This window comes from Pseudomonas sp. S3_A03, assembly GCF_054668275.1.
Genome location: NZ_CP162753.1, coordinates 68,506 through 90,524, shown reverse-complemented (window position 1 = coordinate 90,524; position 22,019 = coordinate 68,506). Strand labels below are relative to the sequence as shown.

The 22,019-nt window shown below is 60.7% G+C and carries 21 protein-coding genes; 5 read left to right on the top strand and 16 right to left on the bottom strand.

The window, feature by feature from the left end; all coding sequences use genetic code 11:
* Positions 1-18: 18 nt before the first annotated feature.
* Positions 19-999, bottom strand: a complete 981-nt coding sequence (locus AB4O25_RS00465; protein ID WP_460150243.1) for a diaminopimelate epimerase — start codon at positions 997-999, stop codon at positions 19-21.
* Positions 1,000-1,348: 349 nt separating this feature from the next.
* On the opposite strand from AB4O25_RS00465, the gene AB4O25_RS00460 reads away from it, so the two are divergent.
* Positions 1,349-2,500, top strand: a complete 1,152-nt coding sequence (locus AB4O25_RS00460) for an MFS transporter (RefSeq protein ID WP_017526738.1) — start codon at positions 1,349-1,351, stop codon at positions 2,498-2,500.
* Positions 2,501-2,509: 9 nt separating this feature from the next.
* Here AB4O25_RS00460 and AB4O25_RS00455 read toward each other — a convergent pair whose 3' ends face one another.
* The 14 genes from AB4O25_RS00455 to AB4O25_RS00390 all read right to left on the bottom strand — a co-directional run bounded on the left by AB4O25_RS00455 (position 2,510) and on the right by AB4O25_RS00390 (position 16,509).
* Positions 2,510-3,475, bottom strand: coding sequence for a type III secretion protein (locus tag AB4O25_RS00455; RefSeq protein WP_460150242.1), 966 nt, complete (start codon positions 3,473-3,475; stop codon positions 2,510-2,512).
* 142 nt (positions 3,476-3,617) lie between these two features.
* On the bottom strand, positions 3,618-3,920 hold the full coding sequence (locus AB4O25_RS00450; RefSeq protein ID WP_032883370.1) for a hypothetical protein: 303 nt from the start codon (positions 3,918-3,920) through the stop codon (positions 3,618-3,620).
* Between the two features lie 140 nt (positions 3,921-4,060).
* Entirely contained in the window at positions 4,061-5,062 is a 1,002-nt protein-coding gene (locus AB4O25_RS00445; RefSeq protein ID WP_460150240.1) for a type III secretion effector protein, read from the bottom strand.
* Between the two features lie 163 nt (positions 5,063-5,225).
* Positions 5,226-7,631 carry a TonB-dependent siderophore receptor gene (locus tag AB4O25_RS00440; protein ID WP_223496895.1) on the bottom strand — a complete coding sequence of 802 codons (2,406 nt, stop codon included), beginning with the start codon at positions 7,629-7,631 and terminating at the stop codon, positions 5,226-5,228.
* A 97-nt stretch (positions 7,632-7,728) separates the two neighbouring features.
* The gene (locus AB4O25_RS00435; RefSeq protein WP_116079849.1) at positions 7,729-8,682 is read right to left on the bottom strand and encodes a FecR family protein; all 954 of its coding nucleotides are present in this window, start codon (positions 8,680-8,682) and stop codon (positions 7,729-7,731) included.
* A 29-nt stretch (positions 8,683-8,711) separates the two neighbouring features.
* The gene (locus AB4O25_RS00430; RefSeq protein WP_065876526.1) at positions 8,712-9,212 is read right to left on the bottom strand and encodes a sigma-70 family RNA polymerase sigma factor; all 501 of its coding nucleotides are present in this window, start codon (positions 9,210-9,212) and stop codon (positions 8,712-8,714) included.
* Between the two features lie 91 nt (positions 9,213-9,303).
* The gene (locus tag AB4O25_RS00425; protein WP_017526731.1) at positions 9,304-9,939 is read right to left on the bottom strand and encodes a CGNR zinc finger domain-containing protein; all 636 of its coding nucleotides are present in this window, start codon (positions 9,937-9,939) and stop codon (positions 9,304-9,306) included.
* Between the two features lie 51 nt (positions 9,940-9,990).
* Positions 9,991-11,199, bottom strand: a complete 1,209-nt coding sequence (locus AB4O25_RS00420) for an MFS transporter (protein ID WP_017526730.1) — start codon at positions 11,197-11,199, stop codon at positions 9,991-9,993.
* Positions 11,196-11,969 carry a class I SAM-dependent methyltransferase gene (locus AB4O25_RS00415; protein WP_065876525.1) on the bottom strand — a complete coding sequence of 258 codons (774 nt, stop codon included), beginning with the start codon at positions 11,967-11,969 and terminating at the stop codon, positions 11,196-11,198. Before AB4O25_RS00415 ends, AB4O25_RS00420 begins: the two co-directional genes overlap by 4 nt.
* Before the next feature lie 7 nt (positions 11,970-11,976).
* Positions 11,977-13,113, bottom strand: coding sequence for a Rossmann-fold NAD(P)-binding domain-containing protein (locus tag AB4O25_RS00410; protein ID WP_065876524.1), 1,137 nt, complete (start codon positions 13,111-13,113; stop codon positions 11,977-11,979).
* A complete protein-coding gene (locus tag AB4O25_RS00405) occupies positions 13,110-13,835 on the bottom strand; it encodes an SDR family NAD(P)-dependent oxidoreductase (RefSeq protein ID WP_017526727.1) in 726 nt (241 codons plus the stop codon). Before AB4O25_RS00405 ends, AB4O25_RS00410 begins: the two co-directional genes overlap by 4 nt.
* Positions 13,836-13,845: 10 nt before the next feature.
* The gene (locus AB4O25_RS00400; protein ID WP_026067171.1) at positions 13,846-14,574 is read right to left on the bottom strand and encodes a sulfotransferase-like domain-containing protein; all 729 of its coding nucleotides are present in this window, start codon (positions 14,572-14,574) and stop codon (positions 13,846-13,848) included.
* On the bottom strand, positions 14,571-15,794 hold the full coding sequence (locus AB4O25_RS00395; protein ID WP_116079850.1) for a transaldolase family protein: 1,224 nt from the start codon (positions 15,792-15,794) through the stop codon (positions 14,571-14,573). Before AB4O25_RS00395 ends, AB4O25_RS00400 begins: the two co-directional genes overlap by 4 nt.
* A gap of 25 nt (positions 15,795-15,819) precedes the next feature.
* Positions 15,820-16,509 (bottom strand): HAD family hydrolase, encoded by a 690-nt coding sequence (locus tag AB4O25_RS00390; RefSeq protein ID WP_017526724.1) that lies wholly within the window; start codon positions 16,507-16,509, stop codon positions 15,820-15,822.
* 253 nt (positions 16,510-16,762) lie between these two features.
* On the opposite strand from AB4O25_RS00390, the gene AB4O25_RS00385 reads away from it, so the two are divergent.
* The 3 genes from AB4O25_RS00385 to AB4O25_RS00375 are packed head-to-tail and all read left to right on the top strand — an operon-like array spanning position 16,763 to position 20,287.
* Complete coding sequence (locus tag AB4O25_RS00385) at positions 16,763-17,563, top strand: glucose 1-dehydrogenase (protein ID WP_068931622.1); 801 nt, start codon at positions 16,763-16,765, stop codon at positions 17,561-17,563.
* The gene (locus AB4O25_RS00380) at positions 17,556-19,382 is read left to right on the top strand and encodes a glycoside hydrolase family 15 protein (RefSeq protein WP_017526722.1); all 1,827 of its coding nucleotides are present in this window, start codon (positions 17,556-17,558) and stop codon (positions 19,380-19,382) included. Before AB4O25_RS00385 ends, AB4O25_RS00380 begins: the two co-directional genes overlap by 8 nt.
* A 17-nt stretch (positions 19,383-19,399) precedes the next feature.
* Entirely contained in the window at positions 19,400-20,287 is an 888-nt protein-coding gene (locus tag AB4O25_RS00375) for an alpha/beta fold hydrolase (RefSeq protein WP_050553982.1), read from the top strand.
* On the opposite strand, the gene AB4O25_RS00370 is transcribed toward AB4O25_RS00375, so the two are convergent.
* Positions 20,257-21,225, bottom strand: a complete 969-nt coding sequence (locus AB4O25_RS00370; RefSeq protein ID WP_026067170.1) for a GlxA family transcriptional regulator — start codon at positions 21,223-21,225, stop codon at positions 20,257-20,259. The two genes, AB4O25_RS00375 and AB4O25_RS00370, sit on opposite strands and share 31 nt — an antisense overlap.
* Positions 21,226-21,315: 90 nt before the next feature.
* On the opposite strand from AB4O25_RS00370, the gene AB4O25_RS00365 reads away from it, so the two are divergent.
* The gene (locus tag AB4O25_RS00365) at positions 21,316-21,996 is read left to right on the top strand and encodes a DJ-1/PfpI family protein (protein ID WP_368949846.1); all 681 of its coding nucleotides are present in this window, start codon (positions 21,316-21,318) and stop codon (positions 21,994-21,996) included.
* The last annotated feature ends 23 nt before the right edge of the window (positions 21,997-22,019 follow it).

Here is a 22,019-nt window from a genome sequence, read left to right as displayed (position 1 = left end):
TCAGCCGCACATAAAACCTCATGCCTGACGGCGGGCAGTCCCGAACAGACTGACGTTTAGCAATGTGTCGGCCTGCGTATGCAAGCGCACCGGCGCGGTGCCACCTGGCATCACCACCGCAACTTCGCCGCCCTCGACCCAGCCCGCACGCCACGCTGCAACAGCCACTGCGCTGGCGCTGGTTCCGGAAGACGCGGTAGGCCCCTCTCCCCGTTCGAACACGCGTGCGACAACCCGGTTACCGGATTGCCTGGCGGCCCACTGCAAATTGATCCCGGCTGCACAAGGTTGGCCGGCTCCCGCCGGAGGCGCAAAGGCAATAGCCCGCAGTGGTTCGAACAGGGTTGGCTGGTGCATCTGCAGGTTCTCCGGCAATGCTGAAAGCTGTTCGACCAAGGTGACACAGTGAGGATTACCCACCCGCACAAACTGGCTGTGAGCCCAGTGCGGATTGATCGCCGCCAGCGCATTCACACGGTTCAGTTCGGTGCCGCCCAGAAAGGCTGGATCAACCTCTTGCGCGCCCACGGCAGACGGCCCGAACGCGGGCAAACCCAGGTCCAGCCAGAACCCGTCGACCTGCTCATATACCGCCGGTTCAATCCGAGTCGCCACCGGCGATGCCGCGTCGGCCTTGTCATGATGGACCCGCAGTTCACAGGCTGCAGTCATCAAACCCTGGTCGGTGAGCGCCTGGGCAAAAATCGTCAAACCGTTACCGCTGCGCTCGGCCAGGGTGCCGTCGGTGTTGACGATCAACAGGTCAAACGGCGGCTCGGTCTGAAAAGGCCCGACCAACAAACCATCACAGCGATGCACCTTGGCGCCGACCGGGCGCACCCCCCAACCGCATTCGGAGGCAATGGCCGACTCGGCCCACACGCTGCGGGCAGCTGCGGCCAGAGAAGCACTTTCGGGCACCTTGATGCCTCGGCTCCCTAGAAAGGCTGGGCTGACCACCCCATAAATGTTGCCTCGTGCGTCATAGAACAGGGTCATGGCGCTGCCCGCCTGAAAACTTTCATCGGTTCGTCCGTTCGGTTGCCTACATGGCGGCCAAGCAGCGTATTACACAACGCAGGGTTTGTGTGAAGCGGCCTGGAAGGTGGCAATCCACCGTAAGACCCCCGGGGTTCACCGACTCTCGCGGGGATTACGCACCTTCCAGAACGCCTCCTGCGAACTCGACCACCTCTATGTGATGCGCAAGGCCAATCGCGTTCCCGGTTTGTAAAAATAAAATTCATCGACAGTCATCCCAAGGGAACCCTGGCTCGCTCGCCAAGGCCTGATGTGCAAGGATGTCGCGCCGGACATCGTTCGTTGAACGCAAAACCAAGGACTTTTCATGACTGCCATTCCCACCTCAGCGCCCGTGGTTCCCGGGCGGCTGGAGCAAATGTCGACGCGTATCGCATTTTTCATCGCCGGCTTCGGCATTGCTGCCTGGGCCCCGCTGGTGCCGTATGCCAAAGCGCGTGCGCAACTGAATGAGGGCACGCTGGGCCTGCTGCTGTTGTGCCTGGGTGTAGGTTCGATCATCGCGATGCCCGCGGCAGGCGCATTGGCCTCACGTTACGGCTGCCGGCGTGTACTGACCGCCGGTACGATCATGATCTGCCTGGCCTTGCCGATGCTGGCGACGGTCAGTTCGGTTCCGTTGCTGATCGCCAGCTTGTTCCTGTTCGGCGCGGGCCTGGGCACGGTGGACTCCACAGTGAACTTGCAGGCGGTGATCGTTGAACGGGCCAGCGGCAAGACCATGATGTCGGGCTTCCACGGGTTGTTCAGCCTGGGCGGTATTGTCGGCGCGGCAGGGGTTGCCGGGTTGCTGGGGCTGGGCATGTCACCGTTGCAGGCAACCTTCGTCGTGATCATCGTCATGGCCGTTGCGCTGCTCAAGGCCGGGCCGCATTTGCTGCCCTACGGCAGTGAAAGTTCGGGCCCGGCGTTTGCGATTCCCCATGGCGTGGTGCTGTTTATAGGGTGCCTGTGTTTCATCGTGTTTTTGGCCGAAGGGGCGGTGTTGGACTGGAGCGCGGTGTTCCTCAGTGCCGAACGCGGGCTTGATGAGGCCTACGCAGGCCTCGGTTATGCGGCTTTTGCACTGACCATGACCGCAGGAAGGCTGACCGGTGACGCCATCGTGCGGCGCCTTGGCGCGACTCGGGTGATCGTGATCGGCGGTGCACTGGCAACTGCCGGCTTGTTACTGGCGACCTTGTTACCAGCGTGGGAAACCGCGCTGCTGGGTTATGCACTGGTTGGCGCCGGCTGCTCGAATATCGTGCCGGTGCTCTACACCGCCGTCGGCAAGCAAACCGTCATGCCGGAACATATTGCAGTGCCCGCCATCACCACCTTGGGGTATGCCGGAATTCTCGCAGGCCCCGCGGTGATCGGCTTTGTCGCCCACGGTAGCAGCCTGAGCACGGCCTTCGTACTGATCGCAGTGTTGCTGGCGGGTGTGGCCATCAGTGGCAAAATCCTCAGGGTGTAAGCCTGGCCATCAGCGCGCCTTGTGAGCCTCGTCCTGCTCCAGCCAGCGGTCGAGGCTTTTGTTGCTGAGCCAGCCGTCCTTTTGCGGTGGACCAAACAATCGACCCGCATTTGCACGCTCCAGTGCGGGGAGTAAACCGGGGCGCTCAAGAATGTTCTTTGCCGTGTAGACGCAGAACTCGCTGTATTTGGGCCTGGGCATACCGGTGGACGGGTCCAGCACCGGGGCGCCCTCTCGGTCAACAGCATAAGGGTCCTGCATGACGGCCTTGAGCGCGGCAATTTCGACGTACTGATGATGCTCGAAGAGAAACGTCCGATCGTGTGCCTTGTCTCTCAACTGCTCAAACTGACCTTGCAGCGCGTGGACCACCTGGGCGTTGCTGCTGGCATGAAACGGATCCTGGCTGAACACGTTTGGCGAGCTGTTGCCCTGCAGGGCTCGGGCCGCGGCCCTGAGACTGTCCCGTGTGATATCACCGTCGCGGCTCACGATTGCATCGTTGAGCCGCGGACGCTTGAGAATTTCGCAGACCACTTGGATCGTTCGATCCAGCGCTTCACTTTCACCCGTAGGTGCGGCGGTAATCCGTTGTAATGACGACTGGGTCAAACGCCCGTCGTTCAGGAACGGGTGCAGCAGGCCAAAGGCTTTTTCAAGGGCCGTGGTCAATTGGTTGTCGGTGGACGTTGCACCCGGCGGGGAAAGATTGGCCCGCTCAGCAGGCAAGTTCTGCAACGCCCGGTGGTGCAGCACCGACAAGGTCCCGCGCAGCAGCCGCGGCCTGCGTGGTTCGAAGGCCGGGCGCTCAGGGCCGTCGTCGAGCCAGGTTTCAGTGGCGGTGACCGGTGCTGGCGCCGTGGGTCGTAACGCTGGCCCGTCGAGGGCCAGGGGTCGAACGTGAGGTAATGCACCCTCGATTGTCATGGGTTTCTCTCCAACTTTTCCGATACATACCTGCCCGATGATCGCCACCGCGGCGGCCAAAAAAATCGAATGGACTCCACCCAGGCAAGCCCCTCATAAGTGGTTGGGTGGGGACGCCGGTTCCAGATGATCGACGGATACCCATGACAGCATGTAAAAACGTGGCGAGCAGGTCAGGTGGCTGCCACTGTCAGCGACGCCACCAGGCCGTGAGGCTGCTGATCAGCCCGGTGTGTTTGGGTGGCCGCCCATCGTCACTTGCCATGTGTTCAATGGCGAGCATGGCCCGGGAAAAGTCATCCGCGACAGGTGCCTGGAATTTGCGTTGGCCCTCGAAGGTCTTCATTCGTCGGGCTTCGACGGTATGCACATTCGACACGATCGGTAGCTCCTGTTCAGCACGGTCAATGGTGGACACAACCGGTTCGGCAATGTGGGCACCGCGAAAGCATTCATGGCAGCCGTGCTGGGAATGAAACGAGGTTGAAGTCATTGCTTGGCCCTCACTCGGGATCTGGAACGCGACCGACTGATCAAAGCCGATGGATATCACCTATGTGGCGAACCGGCGTAAGCAGTTCCTGACACAACAAAGGCAGGCGCCGCCCTGGGGTTGCGGCGCCTGGGTTGCGGTCAGCGAGACAGCAACAGAAGCGCTTTGCGGCTGATTCGACCGTCATTATCACGCCCGGCGAGGTTGTCCATGGTTTTCAAGACATCACCGCGTCTGAGGATTTCCCGGGCCAACTGGATCAGGTGACTCTTGGGCGAGTCGCCCGTCAGGCTCTGGCCCGCCAGCGCTCGCAGATCGCTGAGTTTCAGGTCTCGCCCCCACCCCCTGCCCTTCAAGGCATCGAAATGTTCAAGCATCTCCTGGGCCAGTTGCTTGTCTGAGTTGTATTTGAAGAAGTTCGTGTCGCTGATGACCATGCCCAGTTTTTGCCGGTTGATCAGGCCATCCAACGCCCCCGTGGAGCGATGCCGGTCAATGGCATCCACCAGCTCCGGGCGCCGCAGCAACTCTTTGGCCAAGCGGATGTTCTGATTCATGACGGGGTCATGTGACCAGCCTTTTTTGGCCATTTCGCGAATGCTGTTGACGCTGACATAACCGGCGTTCCCGCGATCCTTGAAGGCGTCGAAGTTGTCCAGCAACTGCTGGGCCAACTGCTCTCTGCTCTTGTTTGCGTACCCAGGATCAATGCCGTACGAGGGCGACGGGTAAGGCCTGCCGCCAACCGGATGTGGCCTGGCGGGGGCGCAATCACCCGGCATCGGCCTGGGTGGCGCACTGCCGCAACCCGGATGCACAGGCGGGCGCTGCCCACCCCACCATTGGCTCATCCAATGGCTGAATTGATGCATAACGCTCGTCGGCGCAGGAGTGCCGTGAGGATGTGCGCTGTGACCGGCATGGCCGTGATGCAGTGCCGGCGCTGGATGCCTGCCGAATACCGGGCCGCTCGGATTTGCCAGAGGGGAGAAGCTGACGTTTGCGGCGTGTTGACCATTGAAGGACAACGTGGACAACCCAGGACGGCTGGCTTTGGCCTCGGGCTGTGCAGTGGCGTTGGCCTGCACACGCTCAGGGGGCAAGGGGTTGGATACAGGTGTATCGAGAGACGATACCGACATGGCTTTCTCCATTACAGTGGGCGCGATTTTCAGCTACCCCTGTGTGGCGTTTGTGTCGGAATCGGTTCCTGATCCCACGCTGATACGCGGTGTGGGGCTGTAGGAAACAGGCAAAAAAAATCGCAGCCCGTTGTGGCGCTGCGATTTTCCCAAGGGTTATAGGTCAGAAGCCTACGCTGGCCTGTACAAAGAACGTACGAGGCTCGCCCAGGTACAACCCGGCGTTGTTGTCGCTGGAACGGGTGTAGTGCTGCTGGTCAAATAGGTTTTTCACCCCTACCCCAACCTTCAGATTCGATAGCTGCTGGCCAAAGTCATAGCCACTGCGCACGTTGACGGAGACATACCCCTGGATATCACCGAACTGGCCGTCCGCCGTGCCTTGGGTGACGTAGGTGCTGGTGGTGCCCGGCGCCCGCTGGCCGGATTGGGCGTATACATCCAGGTTATGGGTCCAATGATTGACGTCGTAGCGCACGCCCAGGGTCGCCACTTCACGCGAATACAGCGGCAGGTCGCGGCCTTTAAATGGCACATCGCCTTCGGCCGTGGCCTTGGTATAGGTGAAGCCGGCATTGGTGGTCAGGCCGTCGAGGCGTGGGTCCAGGTTCGACAAATCATAGTGTGCCGACGCTTCGATACCGGTGTGCTTGGTGGCACCGAGGTTGGTCCAGCCCACGTCGTTGCTGACGTATTGCAGCTCATCCGAGAAGTCGATGTAGAAGAAGGTCAGTTCACCGCCCCACACGCTGTCGTTATAGCGGGTGCCGACCTCGTAGGTCTTGGCTTTTTCCGGGTTCAGGCCGTTGGCGGTCTGGTCGCCGGTGCCGCCCTGCCCCAACTGGAAGTATTGCAGGCTGCCAAACGAGGTCTCGTAGTTGGCGAACAGTTTCCAGGCGTCGGACAGGTGATACATGACGCTCAAGGCCGGCAACGGTTCGTTGTTGTGAATCTCGCGGTGTTTTTCCTGGGTACGGGTGCCGTTCAAGGCGACCACGGGGCGGTCATGCCATTCGGTGCGGATATCTTCGAAGCGGATGCCGGGGGTGATGGTCCACTTGCCGATGTCCACTTTGTTATCGATATAGAACGCGTTGGCCTCGGTGCCGCCCGTGCGATCCTGATACACATGGCCGTCGCTCTGACCGCCTGGTGTCGGCACGTTGTTGACCAGGTTCAGGCTGGTGGCCTGCTCGTGCATGCCTTCTTTGAGGTAGCGATAACCGACGCTGACTTCCTGGGTGCTGGGGCCTACGTCAAATACATGGGACACGCGCGGCTCGATGCCGAAGGTGTAATAGGTACGCGGGTAGGAGCCGAGGGTTTTGCCGTCGCGGTTGGCGATGTTGCTGCCACGGAAGCTGTCGGAGTAATAGGTCAGCACTTCAGCCTGGGTCCGGTCGTCGATCTGGCGGATGTACTTGAAGGACACGTCTTTGCGGCGGCCGCTGAAGTTGTCCCAGTCGCGCACCGATTGGTACGGGTTGGCGTCGAACTGCCGCTGTGTCAAGCCACCCGGCATGTCGGCGCTGGCGTCGTAGTAGTGCACGTTCAGCGAAAAATCGTCTTGATCGGTCGGCGCCCAGTGGGTCTTGAAGATCACGTCGTCTATATCGTTGGCGTTGTTGCTGTTGCGGTAGCCATTGCCATTGACCCCGGAGTACAGCAGCGCCACGCCGATGCCGTTGTCTGCGGTGCCACCGATAAAGGCGTTGTCGACATGCTTCCAGCCACCGTGGGCGGAGGTTTGCAGCGTGGTGCCGACTTCACCGGAAAATTTCTCGGGGATCGCGCGAGTGACGAAGTTGATCACACCCCCGACGTTTTGTGGCCCGTAACGCACGGAACCGGCTCCACGCACCACGTCGATGCTGTCCAGGTTGCCCGCGGAAATCGGCGCCATCGACAGTTGCGGTTGGCCATACGGCGCAAACGCAGCCGGCACGCCGTCGATCAATACGGTTGAGCGTGGCGACAAGCGAGACGTCAGCCCGCGTACACCGACATTGAGCGAAATATCGCTGCCACCGGTACCGTTGGACTCTTGCACCTGCACGCCAGGCACGCGGCGCAGCACGTCGCCGACGTTCATCGCGCCCTGCTCCACCATGGCTTCGCGGCGGATCACCGTGCGTGCGCCGGGGTGGTTCTGCACCAGCTCGGCGTTGGCATCGCCGAGCCAGTCGCCCACCACTTTGATGTCGGTGGCCCCCAACTCCAGGGGCGAGCCGACGTCACCGCTGCCACTGCTCAGTGGGCGCAAGGTCACGGAGCCGGCGTCGATCTGGTAATCCAGGCCACTGCCTTGCAGCAATTGGTGCAAGGCTTGTTCGGGTGAAAGATTGCCGTCTACCGCAGGCGCCTGTTTGCCCGCAACCATGTCCGGGCTGAAGAACACTTGCAGGGATGTCTGTTGGCCCAGTTGGCTCAGTGCCGCGCCGAGGGGTTGGGCCTGGATATGGATAACGTCGCCAGCAAAGGCGCAAGGCATCGCGGCACTGACCGCAAGGGCCAGGGCCAGCGGGACCCAGCAAGCGATTTTATTGTTGTGAACGGCAGTTTTTTTCACGTTGAGCCTAGTCCTGTGAGCGCAAAAGTAAGCGGCTGTTAATGCAAACCAGTTGCAGTTGCAGGAGAAGACGAAGAGCTCGGAAAAAACCTGAATGTCAGCGTGAAATTATTTCCTGGCTGCCATCCGGCAGTGCTCGCACCGCGACAGGCAGGATGTGCGGCAAGGCCTTGAGCAAGGCGTCGGTGTCGTTGGCCTTGAATACGCTGGTTAACCGCAGGTTGCCCACGCCAGGCGTACTGACCCGCAGGGGTTGCTCGCGATAACGCGACACCTCACGCGCCACGTCCGCCAGCCTTGCGTTGGTGAACACCAGCTTGCCGCTACGCCAGGCTGTCAGTTCCTCGGTATTTACCGTGTAGGCCCCCGCCACCAAGCCTTTTGCGTCCACTTGCGTGCCCAGGCCCGCCGTCAGTGTGACCACGTCGTATGGCGAACGGCCCTGTACCTTCACCGTACCCGTTTCGACCGCCACGCGGGTCTGGTCTTCATCGCGGCGCACATCGAAGCGTGTGCCGGTCACGGTTACCTGTCCGGTCCCGGCGGCGACCACAAAAGGTCGGCTGGTGTCATGTTCGACGCTGAACAGCGCTTCGCCCTGTTTGAGTTCCACAGTGCGCCGGGCTTTTTCGTAATGCACCGTGACCACGCTGCGACTGTTCAAATCCATCACCGAGCCATCGGGCAACGCCACCTGGCGATGCTCGCCCAGGCGCGTGCTGAATTCGGCGCTGTACGGCTTGGGGTGTTCGAGCCCGCTGAACAGGCCCAACCCCAGCGCCACGGCAACTAAGCTGGCCGCGACGGCATAACGCAACGCCGCACGGCGTTTGGGGCGCTCGGCCGGGGCTTCGCACAACGCCTGCAAACGGGCCTTAGGCAGCAGGTCAGCGGCACGCCACATGCCTTGCAACACGTCGAACTCGTATTGGTTCTGGGGCTGCTCCGCACGCCAGGCGTCGAAGCGCTGGCGCTCGTCGGGGCTCAGCTCGCCCTCTTGCAGGCGTACAAACCACTGCGCGGCTTCGTCGCGGGCACGGCTATCCATCATGGAAGGTCCTGTTTCAGAGCGAGCTTGGGTCATGGGGCCATCGCGTCCAAGCGATCACGCAGATGCCGCAGGGTGCGGATCATATACTTTTCCACCATATTCTTGGACAAACCCAGGCGTTCGGCGATTTCCTGCTGAGTGAGGCCCTCGATTTTCTGCCAGATAAACACCTTGCGACAGGTGAGCGGCAACTCGGCCAACGCCCTTTCAACGGAGTCTGCCAGTTGGATCGCATGCATGAACTGCTCGGGGTCGCCACTATTAAGCGGGCTCTGGTCAAGGGCCTCCAGCGCAATTGCCTCGCGCCGGTCTTCGCGGCGGTAGGCGTCCACCGCGATATTTCGCGCGGTCTGGTGCAGATAGGCGCGCGGTTGCACCACTTCGGTGGAGGCGGACTCGAGCACCCGCACGAAGGTGTCATGGGCAATGTCTTCGGCCTGCTGGCGGTTTTTCAGGCGGCGCGTCCAGGTCCCGATCAACTCTTCGTAGTGCTCGAAAAAGCCTGTTCTGCGGGGCGGCTGGGGGATCATTGCGGGAGGCACCGGGGAGGCGGGCGTGAATAGTAATGCTTCCTATTAAGTGGGGCAATTGCTACCCGTCGAGCCCGCCCCGGTGATGTAACTACAACGCCTGTTTAAGGCGACTCAACTTCTCCCGGCTACCACACACACTCATCTGGCACCATTTGCGCAGCTTGTTCTTGGAGCTATCGAGGAAGATCCAATCGCAGTCGGTGGCGGTGCAGATCTTGAGTTCGCGAAGGTCGCCCGACACCAGCAATTGCGTCGCATCGATTGCCAGGCGCCCGATCAGCAGGGCCGTCAGTTCCTGGGCATTGGTACAAGGTTTCCATGCCCAGGCCGGCATGCCGTTCACCGAGTGCAGCACGCGCCAGGTGACGCCTTGCTGGAAGGTCAGGTTGATCTGCTGCAAGACCTCAGCGGGCGCGGCCTGGCCCAGGGACAACGGATGAAACACCGCGTACAGGCACTCCCTGAACGCAATCACGGCATCCAGGTCCGGCTGGTACGAGATGGGCGAGTCAAACACCATTGAGCTGTAGGCATCGAACTCCTGGGCAGAGACCAGCGAGGCATGCTGGGCCCATTCAAAGAAGAACTGAAAGCTGGTGAGGCGTTCTTCCATCACCTTGAGTGCAGTGCCAGGGCGCCGGCCATTGGTGGTATTGATAAAGTCCAATACCCGGGCCCCGCCAACCAAACGAATCGATTTTGCAGTGCCGGTGAAATGCGTCATGCCTGCTCCTGAAAAACGCGGTAATGCTGCGATGACGCACATTACCTTGTTTTACGCACGTGCAGACACTGGCGGCCTACCCAACATGAACACCATCATGCATTGCACGAACAGCAACAGGGCAACCACCCAGTACACGCTGGAGAACGAACCGGTCAGGTCCTTGGAGAGCCCACCCAGAAAGTTGCCGCACACCCCGCCCAAGCCAATCAATACGTTGGCGATACCAAAGGCCTGGGTCAGACGGCTGACCGGTACGATCTGGCCGATATAGCTGGGGACCAGCCCGAAGATGGGATAGAACGCCAGGGCAAACAAAAACGCTGCCACGTAGAACAAAGGGAGGCTGTTGCAACCGAACACCACTGCGGCGGCCAGGCCGGCGCTTAAAAAACACATCGCCAGCGACGCCCGCACCCCGACCTTGTCGGCAATCCACCCCACCAGAAAGCCCGAGGCCATGCCCACCGCGCCAATGGTGGTCCAGATAAAACCGGCGTCCTGCACCGACACCCCCAATTCATCACGCAGGTACGGCGCCAGGTAGGTCTGGAATGGCAACAACGCCATGCCATTGAGAAAGGCGATGGCCCAGGTCAGGTACAACGAGCGGCTCAGCCAGGGCGTGCGGTTGTCCAAGGTTACCGAGCCCTCCCGCGACGGACCGCCCGTTCCCATCGTGCGCAACAGGTACCAGGCCAGCGCACACAGGCCCAGCGATATCAGGCCCGCCGTCAGCCAGATAGAACGCCAGCCGCCCTGCAAGGTCAGGAACGACACAAGCAAGCCGTTAATAAACACGCCGTAGCTGGTGCCACTGGAAATCAGCCCCATGACACGCGAGCGATTACCGGGGCTGAAGCCCTTGGCCACGATCTCCGCCAGCGGGATGTACACCGAGGCAGAACAGCCCCCGAGCAAAATCAACAGCGCACCGGACAGCCAGACATTATTGCTGACGCTCAGACCCAGCAGCGCGAGGGACGTGATCAGCGTCGACACCAGGCTGATTTTCCAGCCCTCGACATAACGGCTGATCACGCTGGTCACCGATGAAAACAACAGGAAGCCGATCTGCGCGCCACCGGTGATCAGGCCTACGGTGGTGTAGCCAAAACCGATGTCGCGGCGCATATCCACCACGAGATTGGCGAACAGGTAAACGCCAAAGCCGTAGGTGCTGGCCACGAAACCGGTCAACACCACCGCCAGCACCACACTGTCCACTGGGCGGGCGCTGCTCTGGGGCAGAGTGGTCATGCCGTTTTCCTCGCCGTGTGGATGACAAAATCACACTGCATCATGTCGTAGTCAGGCTGAAAATCACCGTAACTGCGATGCTCCGAAAACCCCGACGCAAGCACCTCGGTCTTTAACTCGCCCGGTAACAGCGGATACACCTGCAGCCGGTATTCTTCTGCGTTATCAAAGGAGTAGATGAACTCACACAGATCGGCATGCACCTCGCCCAAACTGACCGACGCATGCGTGCCGCAATAATAGTAATTACCGCTGGATTTGAATTGACCGGCCCGTATGGCGAAGAAGTTGCGTTGGTCGACAACCAACAAGCCACCCGGCTTGAGCAATGCCCTGAACTTTTCCAGCACATTGCGCCGGGCTTGGGCCTCAAACACATGGCACAGCGAGCTGCCCAGGCAAACCACCGCATCGAACTGCCCCAGTTCTTGTGGATCCAGGGAAAGCCAGTCCCGGTAATGGGATTGGATCTGCAACCCATGCATTCTGAAATTCGCCCGAGCCTTGGTCAGCATCGTGCTGCTGCCATCCGTGGCGACCACATCCAAGCCCGCCCGTTTAAGCTGCACCGCATGAAAACCACTGCCCGTGGAGACGTCGATCACCGACTTCACGCCGTGCCCCTTGAGCAAGTCCTCAAAGAAACCGTTCTCCCCGGCCTTTCTTTTTTCCCAGTCGATCAAATCATCCCAGCGCTCCACGAAACTCTTGGAATATTGCGCGGAGTAACTGGCGACTGCGTTGTGCTTGTGGCGAGATAACTGACTCATTACACACCTACCAGGTTGAATGCTGAAAAGACTGGTACTTGCTCGCCAACTCGTGGGCGAACTCGGCTGACTGCTCGATGGACATGGTTTTTTTGGAGTACCCGAGCATCGCCTGCATCACCGCCATGCAGTGCGGGTTGAACGTGACCGAACCATCGCAATGGATCTCGTCGATGCCATCGTGGCTCTGGCAGATGCTATTGATGCGCACGGCCTCATCCTGCGGGCAGGCGTCAGAGAACTGCACCTTGATCTGCCCGTTGTGCAGCCACACCGGATAGCCGCCTGGAAGCCCCAGCGGGCCGGGCGCATGCACCAGCACAGGCGTGGCTGAGCACAACCCTTCGATCACCGTGACGGCCGAGCACGCGGTGAGGAACTGCCCATCGACCCCACCCAAGCGGCGGAAGTCGGTTTTGACCGTGGAGAAAATCGCCTCGGCCGGCAGGCGTGCCGCCTCCGGGCGGCCTCGCTGCTCATACAACAAGCGATAACTGGCACGCGGCGGCAAACCACCGCGCGGTACGTAATGGCTGAAATAGTGCTGGGCATACAGCTGCACCTGCACATCGGCAGGCGCACACTCCAATCGCCGTGCAATGGCAAAACGTACTGCAGGAATCAGGTTAGCCACGTTGCCCACGCCGATATCCGGCGCCAGGCCGAGCCTGGCCAGAATCGGATTGACCGCATCCGGGAATGCCGCGTTGATTGTCGTGGTCACGATGCCGGAGGCTTTCACTGCCTGCATCACGTACTGCATCAACGTGAGGTGCATGGGCAGCCAAGGGCCGAACTGGGCCTGATCGAGCTGCTCGAACACGCGCTTGGGCAAGCCGGTGATGACCCGCCAGGACTGCAATGACGCGCAGTTGACCAGCATATCCGGCGCCTCTTCACGCAGGATCCGCGTCACCTTGTTCACATCCGTCAGGTCGGCGATCACCGGTTTGATCGCAATGTCGTGCCCCAATTGCGCACACGACAGCGCCACCAGGTTGCACAGGCGCAGGGTCGATTCCTCGTTGCGCCCCAGCACCACGAATTCGAAGGCATTTTTGGGCCCGAGGATCTTCAGGATTTGCAGGCACAGGTTGCCCGCGCCCACCAGCAGCAGTTTTTTCTTGGGGGTCTGCGGGTTCATCGTGGGTAGGCTCCGTTGTCCACCGGGATAACCCTGCCGCTGATATGGCGCATGGCATCGCCCACCAACAACAAAATCACCTCGGCGACGCCGCCCGGCAGGATGGGGTCCTTGAGAATCTCCTGGCGCGCATATTCGTTGCGCCGGTAGGCGGGGATGGTGTCGTAGATGGCGGTGTCGTGGATCAGCGCGGGCGACACCGCGTTCACCCGCACGAACGGCGCAAAATTCCAGGCATTGGCTTTGGTCAGGCCGATCACCGCCGCCTTGGTGGCCCCGTACAACGCATCGCAACTGCCCACTTCGCCGGCGACCGAGGCGATATTGACGATACTGCGCGCCGCTTCGTGGCGCATTTCCCGCTCGGCAAAGTCTTTGGAGAGATAGACCAGCGCCTTGAGGTTTACATTGAGGATCTCGTCAACTTCGTCATCAGAGTAGTGATAGACACTTTTGCCGTGATAAATCCCGGCATTATTGACCAAGCCATAAATAGTGTCGTGGCGTTCGTACAGCGCTGGAATAAAACCTTTGATCACCGCGCTATCCGAAAAGTCGGCGACGTGTGTCTCTAATACTTGCGAGCCGTGAATACGTTGCAAGGCATTTAGCCCTTCGCCGTCCTTGTCGACGCCAATGACGAAATAACCTTGTTGAATGGCCTTTTCCAAGGTCGCCCGCCCAATTCCATTGGCCGCCCCGGTAATAATCAACTTTTTCATAAAACAATCCTTATCGACAAAATGCATTCATGCGCGCGTAAAAGGGGCGATGGTATTCGTACAGGTCTTTAAGTTTGGGAGAACGTTCGAGCATATCCATATCCACCTGTTGTGGATCCGAGCAAACAATGCGCTCGCTGTTTTCCGCCGCCACATGCCAACGCCTCCAGGTTTTCCATTGTGGCGGGCACTCACGCTTCCACGTCATGGCATGGGGCAGGAACTCTATGTGCAAGTAGTCGCACAATGAGCGAATTATTCGCTCGGGCTCGGCGGCAAGATCATCGGCGTTAATCACATAAGGCACGTTGCCCGTGAGTTCGGTCACGACACAAAATATCTCGTATAAGGCTTTATGCCCAATGGCTTGCAACGGCATATCGGGGTGAACCCGATAATGGGAAACAATGCTGCTGGCCGGTTCACGGATAATAAAAATATTGTGTTGTTGCGCCAGGAACTCGCGATCAACTTTCAGATCATCCAGGCAGTGGTAGCACATGTCTTTGTGGAACACATTGCCACGCCCTTTAGCCTCAAGCAGTTGCGCTTTGATGCCCTGATACGTGGTGGGCGCGCTGTGGTCCCACTCATCCGACGGGATCGCCGACGCCTCGGAAAACGCCATGTGCGCGAAGGGCTCGTGAAACACTTCGAAATCCCCGCGCTCAATAAACACCCGCTCCAATACCGTGGAGCGTGAGCGCGGGTGTGCCCATAACCCGACCATTTTGTTCATGCCAACACCCCGTATTCGGCGGCCAGGACGGCATTGAGCGAGCGGCTGAACGGCTTTGCCACGGGGCACAGGCGCACGCAGTAATCGGTCAGACGCCGGTGCGCGCTGTTGGCTTCGTTGCAGGCGTTGATAAACGCTTCGTGGTTGCCGAAGTCGTAGGGGTCGATGCCGTCGCGCCAATAGGCTTCGCAGAAGTACGGAATACGGATGAGTTTTGCCAACGTCTCGGGCGGCGCCTGCCAGGGTTCGCTGGCGGGGACCACGGGTTTGCCGTGGCTTTCACGTTCGATCAGAAACTCCACCACATCCGGGGTCAGCGTGTAGCAGGTGGCTGTCAGCCCGGTTTTTTCCAGGTGCCAGCAGTGCTTGTGACCACGCGCGTCGACATCGACCTTGATGCTGGAAAGCAGGGTCTTGACCGGCACTTTCGACGCAGCCACCAAGGTTTGTATCTGCTGGTAAATCAACAGTTCGGCCCACCGCAGCTCCTCCGGCCCCAGCACCAGGCCGCGTTCCGCGGCCTGCAACGTGAACTCAGGCTGACAGGCGAAACGCCCGATCATAAAGGTGATCACGTACTTGCAACGGCGGGTGTCGATACCCTGGCTATGCGCCATGGCGATGCCCCGTTCTATCGCCTGGAGACCGGCCTGGAACTGCGAGACGGTAAAGCAGAACGTGACGTTGACAGAAACGCCCTGGGCCACCAGTTGCTCGACCGTCGCGACTCCCTCCAGGCTGCCGGGTACTTTGACCATGACATTCGCGGCCAGGCGATGCAGTTCCAAGCCACGGGTGGTCATGCGCTCGCTGCAGCGCACGTCCGAGGGGTCGACCTGCGCACTGATCCAGCCGTCGGCCTGAGCTGAATGCACCCACAGCGGTGTGAGTGCCGCAGCCCCTTCGAGGATCACCTCGTTGTAGAGCTTTTTGCGCAACTCGGCAGGCGTCAGGCTGGCCAGGCTGAAGCGCGAGGACCAGTATTCGCGCTTATCCAGGAGCGCCGCCGTCACCAACCGAGGGTTGGTGGTGACGCTGCTGAACCCTCTGGGCTGCGAAATATCATCCGGCATCAATTGCTCGATATGCGCCAGTGCGGCCGGGTATTTATCCAACAAATGTTTTTTATAAGGCGCGTAGATCACCGGCGATGAATCCCACCACACCTCGGAACATTGATCGTTATGTTTAAGACGTTCCAGATAACCCTGTGTGCCCACAATGCGTGCTCCTTGAGTGGGTGGATCAAATAATAGTCAGTAGTTCACGCATATCGGCAAACGGTAACGCCCCCGCCTCGGCCAACTTCGCATGCCGATGCACCGGGCCAAAACCCAGGACTTTTATATTGGCCGCGCGCGCGGCTTGAATACCGGTCACACTGTCTTCAATCACCCGCGCATCGGCGACCGCCACGTTGTAAGTTGCACAGGCGGTCAAAAACACTAACGGGTCGGGCTTCCAACGTCCCAATTCATAACAACTGAATATTCGCCCTTCGAAATAAGGAAGCAGCCCCACCAGTTGCAAACAATGTTCTATCTTCTTGCGCGGCGCGCTGGAGGCGACACAGTAGGGAATCGTCAGTTGCTCCAATACCTCCAGGATGCCATCGGTCGCTTTCAACTCAAGCGTCAAAGCGGCCAATGCCTGCGCCCGAAAATCTTCTTCGAACTCACCACTCAAACCAATATTCAATAACTGCTCGGCTTCACGTAAACACTCGGCAATCCTGCGCCCACGGAAGTGTTCAATAAAATACGCACTTTCCAGTGTCTTGCCGTCATGCACGTGAGCATTAAGCAGGGAGATCAATACAGACAGGGTGATTTCTTCACTTTGAACGAGTACGCCGTCGCAATCGAAGATCACTAACTTAGGCAACCGTGTTGCCCCCTGCTCTGGTAGTTCCCCTATAACTGCCGATAAACACATAGGCATCTCTTATAGGTGACTCCGCATGACTTCCGAACTACCAGCGGAGCGGGTTGAGGTGTGCCTATAAGACACGCGGGTAAAAATCCTGTCAAACGCTTTTGAGCGGTTTTTTAGTATCTTATGGTTATTTTTTATAGTTCTTTTATTCCATTTACCACCATGGTTGTAGTCGTCAAAATCACAGCGCTGAACTTCCATCGCGCAGCGCCAGTCAGCTGACTGAACTCACGAATTAAAAGGCTGGGTGGCAATGCATATCTCGCTGGAGCAACAAGTGGCCTTGGTGACGGGCGCCAGTTCAGGCATCGGCGCCGGCGCGGCCAAGGCCCTGGCTCAGGCCGGCGCGGCCGTGGTGCTCAATTACAACCGCCAGGCAGCGCCGGCTGAAGCCCTCGCGGCGCAGATCAACGCCAATGGCGGCCGGGCGATTGCAATCGGCGCCGACGTGTCCCAGGAAGCCGATGTAGAGCGGCTGTTTGCCAAGACGCTTGAGGCGTTTGGCCACCTGGACATCCTGGTGGCCAACTCCGGCATGCAAAAGGACGCCGCCGTGGTCGACATGACCCTTGACGACTGGAACAGCGTGATCGGCGTCAACCTCACCGGTCAGTTCCTCTGCGCCCGGGCCGCCGTGCGCATTTTCAAGCGCCAGGGCATCCGCGAAGGCGTGTCACGGGCCGCCGGCAAGATCATCCACATGAGCTCGGTGCATCAACTGATCCCATGGGCCGGGCATGTGAATTACGCCGCGTCCAAAGGCGGTGTGGACATGCTGATGCGCACCCTCGCTCAGGAAGTCAGCGCACAGCGCATCCGCATCAACGGTATCGCGCCCGGGGCCATTCGCACGGCGATCAACCGGGCAGCCACCGAGGGTGCCGCGCAGCAAGAACTGCTGAAGCTGATTCCCTATGGCCGCGTCGGCGATGTGCAAGACGTGGCCAATGCGGTGGTGTGGCTGGCCAGCGATGCGTCCGATTATGTGGTCGGCAGCACCCTGTTCATCGATGGCGGCATGAGCCTTTATCCGGAGTTTCGTGACAATGGTTGAGTTGAAGAACGAACCCCAAAGTGCCATCGACGCTCACGGCATCATCGGCGACATGCGCAGCGCCGCGCTGGTCAACGATACAGGCAGCATCGACTTTTTCTGCTGGCCGGAATTCGACAGCCCGTCGATCTTTTGCGCGCTGCTCGACACCCCGGACGCGGGCATTTTCCAGCTGACTCCGGACCTGCCCAACGCCCGCCGCGAGCAAATCTACCTACCCGACACCAACGTGCTTCAAACCCGCTGGCTGAGCGATGAGGCCGTGGTGGAAATCACCGACCTGTTGGCCATCAGCGAAGACGTCGACGACCTGCCTCTGCTGATTCGGCGGGTGCGCGTGGTCAGCGGCACGGCCCATTTTCACCTGCGCTGCGCCGTGTGCCATGACTATGCACGCGCGGCCACCCACGCCAGCCTCGATCACGCCGCGGTGTGCTTCAACGCCGAGGGCCAGCCCGGCTTGCGCTTGTCCAGCAGCCAGCCGCTGCGGATCGAGGATAACGCCGCCGTGGCCCGCTTTACCCTGGGCCAGGAAGAAGACGCCGCGTTTGTTCTCGGCGGCCAGGACGATGGCCGGGTCGACAGCCGCTGCACCGACCTGGCGCTGGCCCACACATTGAAGTTCTGGCGCGCCTGGATCGCCCAATCGAACTACCGCGGGCGCTGGCGTGAAATGGTCAACCGTTCGGCCCTGGCGCTCAAGCTGCTGACCTCGCGCAAGCACGGCGCGATCATCGCTGCGGCGACGTTCAGCCTGCCCGAATCACCCGGCGGCGAACGCAACTGGGACTACCGCTATACCTGGATCCGCGACGCCTCGTTTACCGTCTACGCCTTTATGCGCCTGGGCTTTGTCGACGAGGCCAATGCGTATATGCGCTGGCTCAGGGGCCGGGTCAGCGACTGCCGCGGCCAACCGCTCAAGATCAACATCCTCTACGGTATCGACGGCCGTCGGGAGCTGCCCGAAATACACCTGGAGCACCTCAGCGGTCACGGGGGCGCCAGGCCGGTGCGCATCGGCAACGAGGCGGTCGACCAGATCCAGCTGGATATTTATGGCGAGTTGATGGACGCGGTGTACTTGGTCAACAAGTACGGCGAGGCCATTTCCCATGAGGGCTGGAAGCACGTGGTGGAAGTCGTCGACCAGGTCTGCGAAATCTGGAACCAGCAGGACGTGGGCATCTGGGAAATGCGGGGCGAGCAGCATCACTTCCTGCACTCGCGGCTGATGTGCTGGGTGGCACTTGACCGCGCGATCCGCCTGGCGTCCAAGCGCTCACTGCCGGCGCCGTTCGCGCGGTGGGACCAGACCCGTCAAGCGATCTACGCTGACATCTGGAGCAACTTCTGGAACGAAGAACGCGGGCATTTTGTGCAGCATATCGGCGGCACCGCACTCGACGGTTCGATGTTGCTGATGCCGCTGGTGCGCTTCGTCGCGGCCACCGACCCGCGCTGGTTGAGCACGCTGGAGGCGATTCAGAAAAGCCTGGTGCGCGACGGCATGGTGTACCGATACCGTAACGACGACAGCCAGATCGACGGCCTGCAAGGCACCGAAGGTGCATTCGCCGCGTGCTCGTTCTGGTACGTCGAATGCCTGGCCCGCGCCGGGCAGGTGGAGAAAGCTCATCTGGAGTTCGAGCAGCTGTTGCGCTATGCCAACCCATTGGGGTTGTATGCCGAAGAGTTCGACAGCCAGGCGCGGCATTTGGGCAATACGCCGCAAGCGTTGAGTCATCTGGCGTTGATCAGTGCGGCAACGTTTCTGGATCGCAAATTGAGTGGGGAGAAAACCGTGTGGCAACCCTGAAAAACGTACGAACCCGCATGCTCGACATCGCCTACGAGACCCACGGGCCTGACGACGGTGAACCGGTGATCCTGCTGCATGGTTTTCCCTACGACCCTCGCAGCTACGACGCGATCGCGCCCGTGCTTGGCGAGCGAGGCTACCGGGTGCTGGTGCCCTACCTGCGCGGGTATGGACCCACGCGGTTTATCGATGACCGGGTGATGCGCTCCGGACAACAGGCGGCGCTGGCCAAGGATCTGCTGGACTTCATGGATGAGTTGGCCATCACGCAAGCGACGTTGGCCGGCTACGACTGGGGCGGGCGCGCCGCGTGTATCGTTGCCGCGCTATGGCCGGAACGCGTGCGCGGCTTGGTGACGGGGGATGGCTACAACATTCAGGACATTGCCAAGTCGCTCAAGCCGCGGCCGCCGGAGACGGAACATCGGTTGTGGTACCAATACTACTTCCACACCCCGCGTGGCGTGGACGGTTTGACCGCCAACCGGCGCGCGCTGTGCAAGCTGTTGTGGTCGTTGTGGTCGCCCTCATGGGCCGAGGGACCGCTGCTGTATGACCAGACCGCGCCTTCGTTCGACAACCCGGATTTTGTCGAGGTGGTGATTCACTCTTACCGCCACCGTTTCATGTATGCACCCGGCGACCCGGCGCTGGCGTTCATCGAAGAGAAACTCGCAGAACAACCGCCGATTTCGGTGCCGAGCATTGCCTTGTTCGGCGCAGATGACGGCGTGGGCCCGCCGTCGCAACAGGACGAGGATGTGGGGCTTTTCAGCGGCTTTTACCGGCGCCGGGTGCTGCCCGGCGTGGGCCACAATATCCCGCAGGAAGCGCCGCAAGCCACCCTCGACGCGCTGCTGGAGCTGCTTGCCTACGACACCGGCGAAAAGCGTTCGCGATAAGCCTGGGGCGTCACCGACAAGGCCCGCAGGAAACTGCGGCGCAGTGTTTCTTCGCAGCCAAAACCGCATTGCACGGCGATGCGCTTGATTGACGCGTTGCTGTCGGCCAGTTGTCGACGAGCCGTTTCGACGCGGATCAGCTCGACGGCACGCGCCGGGGTCTGACCGGTCTCGGCGCGGTAATGGCGCACAAAACTGCGCTCACTCATGCCGACCTGGGCGGCCAGGGTTGCGATGTTCAGGTCCAGGGTGAGGTTTTCGGCCATCCATGCATGGAGTTCGGCAAAGCGGCTGTCGCTTTTTTGCAGGGACAGCGTGACGCTGAACTGCGACTGCCCGCCAGGGCGCTTGAGAAACACTACCAGGTGCCGCGCCACCTCCAGCGCGACCGCGCCGCCGAGGTCTTCTTCCACCAGGGCCAGGCACAGGTCGATGCCGGCGGTCACACCGGCCGAGGTCCACACGGCGCCCTGCCGGATAAAGATCGGGTTGGGCTCGACCGTCAGCGCGGGAAACTTGCGCGCCAACTCTTCGCAGCGCGTCCAGTGGGTGGCCACGCGGCAACCGTCGAGCACGCCGCTGGCGGCCAGCAGAAACGCGCCCGTACACACCGACGTCATGCGCCGGGTGTGCCGGGCTTTTTCGCGTACCCAGTCGACCAGCGCGAGGTCTTCGGCGGCGCCGTATACCCCCCAGCCGCCAGCGATCACCAGGGTGTCGCAAGGCGCCTCGGCGGCGGGCAGCGGCTCGGCGACCAACGCCAGCCCGGCGGAAGTCATCACCGGTTCGGTTTGCGCGGCAATCACCGAGACGGCGTACGGCAACGGCAAGTTGCGCTGCCGGGCCAAGTCGTTGGCGGAGGCAAAGACCTGCAACGGCCCGGTCACATCAAGCACTTGGGCGTTATCAAAAGCGAGGACATGGACGATTCTGGGCATGATTGGCATGATTTGTGGGTCCAATGGCGTATTCGCCAAAGCCTAGGCCTCTAGAGTGAAGCCGTCCACCCCTTTATCGGAGCAGCATTGATGACCTTGCAGATCGGCTTTGTAGTGTTTCCCGGCATCCAGCAACTGGACCTGACCGGCCCCTATGACGTACTGGGCTCGCTGCCGGATGTGAAACTTCACTTGGTGTGGAAAGACCTCGCGCCGGTCGTTTCCAGCACCGGGTTGGCGTTCACCCCGACCACGACGTATGCCGAATGCCCGAGTCTGGATGTGCTCTGCGTGCCAGGCGGCGCAGGCGTCGGCGCGTTGATGGAAGACCCGCACACGCTGGACTTCCTCAAGGCACAGGCGCAGACCGCGCGCTACGTGACGTCGGTGTGCACCGGTTCGCTGGTCCTCGGCGCGGCGGGTTTGCTGCGCGGTCGCAAGGCCACCACCCACTGGGCCTACCACGACATGCTCGCCCCGCTCGGCGCCATCCCGGTGCAGGAGCGCGTGGTGCGCGACGGTAACCTGTTTACCGGTGGCGGCATCACCGCAGGTATCGATTTTGCGCTGGTCCTGGCGGCAGAGTTGTACAGCGAAGCGGCGGCGCAATTGGTGCAGTTGCAGATCGAATATGCGCCGGCGCCGCCGTTCGATGCCGGCAGCCCGCACACGGCACCGGCGCATGTGCTGGAAGAAGCGAAGAAACGCACGGTGGAATCGCGCAGGGTGCGCGGTGAGATCACGGCGCGGGCGGCTGCGCGGTTAGGGTGAGCCCACTCCCTGGCGATCTCAAG

Bases quoted from the DNA above. Each gene is read 5' to 3' on its own strand.
- AB4O25_RS00465 (WP_460150243.1), bottom strand. From the start codon at position 999: ATGACCCTGTTCTATGACGCACGAGGCAACATTTATGGGGTGGTCAGC.
- AB4O25_RS00460 (WP_017526738.1), top strand. From the start codon at position 1,349: ATGACTGCCATTCCCACCTCAGCGCCCGTGGTTCCCGGGCGGCTGGAG.
- AB4O25_RS00450 (WP_032883370.1), bottom strand. From the start codon at position 3,920: ATGACTTCAACCTCGTTTCATTCCCAGCACGGCTGCCATGAATGCTTT.
- AB4O25_RS00445 (WP_460150240.1), bottom strand. From the start codon at position 5,062: ATGTCGGTATCGTCTCTCGATACACCTGTATCCAACCCCTTGCCCCCT.
- AB4O25_RS00435 (WP_116079849.1), bottom strand. From the start codon at position 8,682: ATGATGGATAGCCGTGCCCGCGACGAAGCCGCGCAGTGGTTTGTACGC.
- AB4O25_RS00430 (WP_065876526.1), bottom strand. From the start codon at position 9,212: ATGATCCCCCAGCCGCCCCGCAGAACAGGCTTTTTCGAGCACTACGAA.
- AB4O25_RS00425 (WP_017526731.1), bottom strand. From the start codon at position 9,939: ATGACGCATTTCACCGGCACTGCAAAATCGATTCGTTTGGTTGGCGGG.
- AB4O25_RS00420 (WP_017526730.1), bottom strand. From the start codon at position 11,199: ATGACCACTCTGCCCCAGAGCAGCGCCCGCCCAGTGGACAGTGTGGTG.
- AB4O25_RS00415 (WP_065876525.1), bottom strand. From the start codon at position 11,969: ATGAGTCAGTTATCTCGCCACAAGCACAACGCAGTCGCCAGTTACTCC.
- AB4O25_RS00410 (WP_065876524.1), bottom strand. From the start codon at position 13,113: ATGAACCCGCAGACCCCCAAGAAAAAACTGCTGCTGGTGGGCGCGGGC.
- AB4O25_RS00405 (WP_017526727.1), bottom strand. From the start codon at position 13,835: ATGAAAAAGTTGATTATTACCGGGGCGGCCAATGGAATTGGGCGGGCG.
- AB4O25_RS00400 (WP_026067171.1), bottom strand. From the start codon at position 14,574: ATGAACAAAATGGTCGGGTTATGGGCACACCCGCGCTCACGCTCCACG.
- AB4O25_RS00390 (WP_017526724.1), bottom strand. From the start codon at position 16,509: ATGTGTTTATCGGCAGTTATAGGGGAACTACCAGAGCAGGGGGCAACA.
- AB4O25_RS00385 (WP_068931622.1), top strand. From the start codon at position 16,763: ATGCATATCTCGCTGGAGCAACAAGTGGCCTTGGTGACGGGCGCCAGT.
- AB4O25_RS00380 (WP_017526722.1), top strand. From the start codon at position 17,556: ATGGTTGAGTTGAAGAACGAACCCCAAAGTGCCATCGACGCTCACGGC.
- AB4O25_RS00375 (WP_050553982.1), top strand. From the start codon at position 19,400: ATGCTCGACATCGCCTACGAGACCCACGGGCCTGACGACGGTGAACCG.
- AB4O25_RS00370 (WP_026067170.1), bottom strand. From the start codon at position 21,225: ATGCCCAGAATCGTCCATGTCCTCGCTTTTGATAACGCCCAAGTGCTT.
- AB4O25_RS00365 (WP_368949846.1), top strand. From the start codon at position 21,316: ATGACCTTGCAGATCGGCTTTGTAGTGTTTCCCGGCATCCAGCAACTG.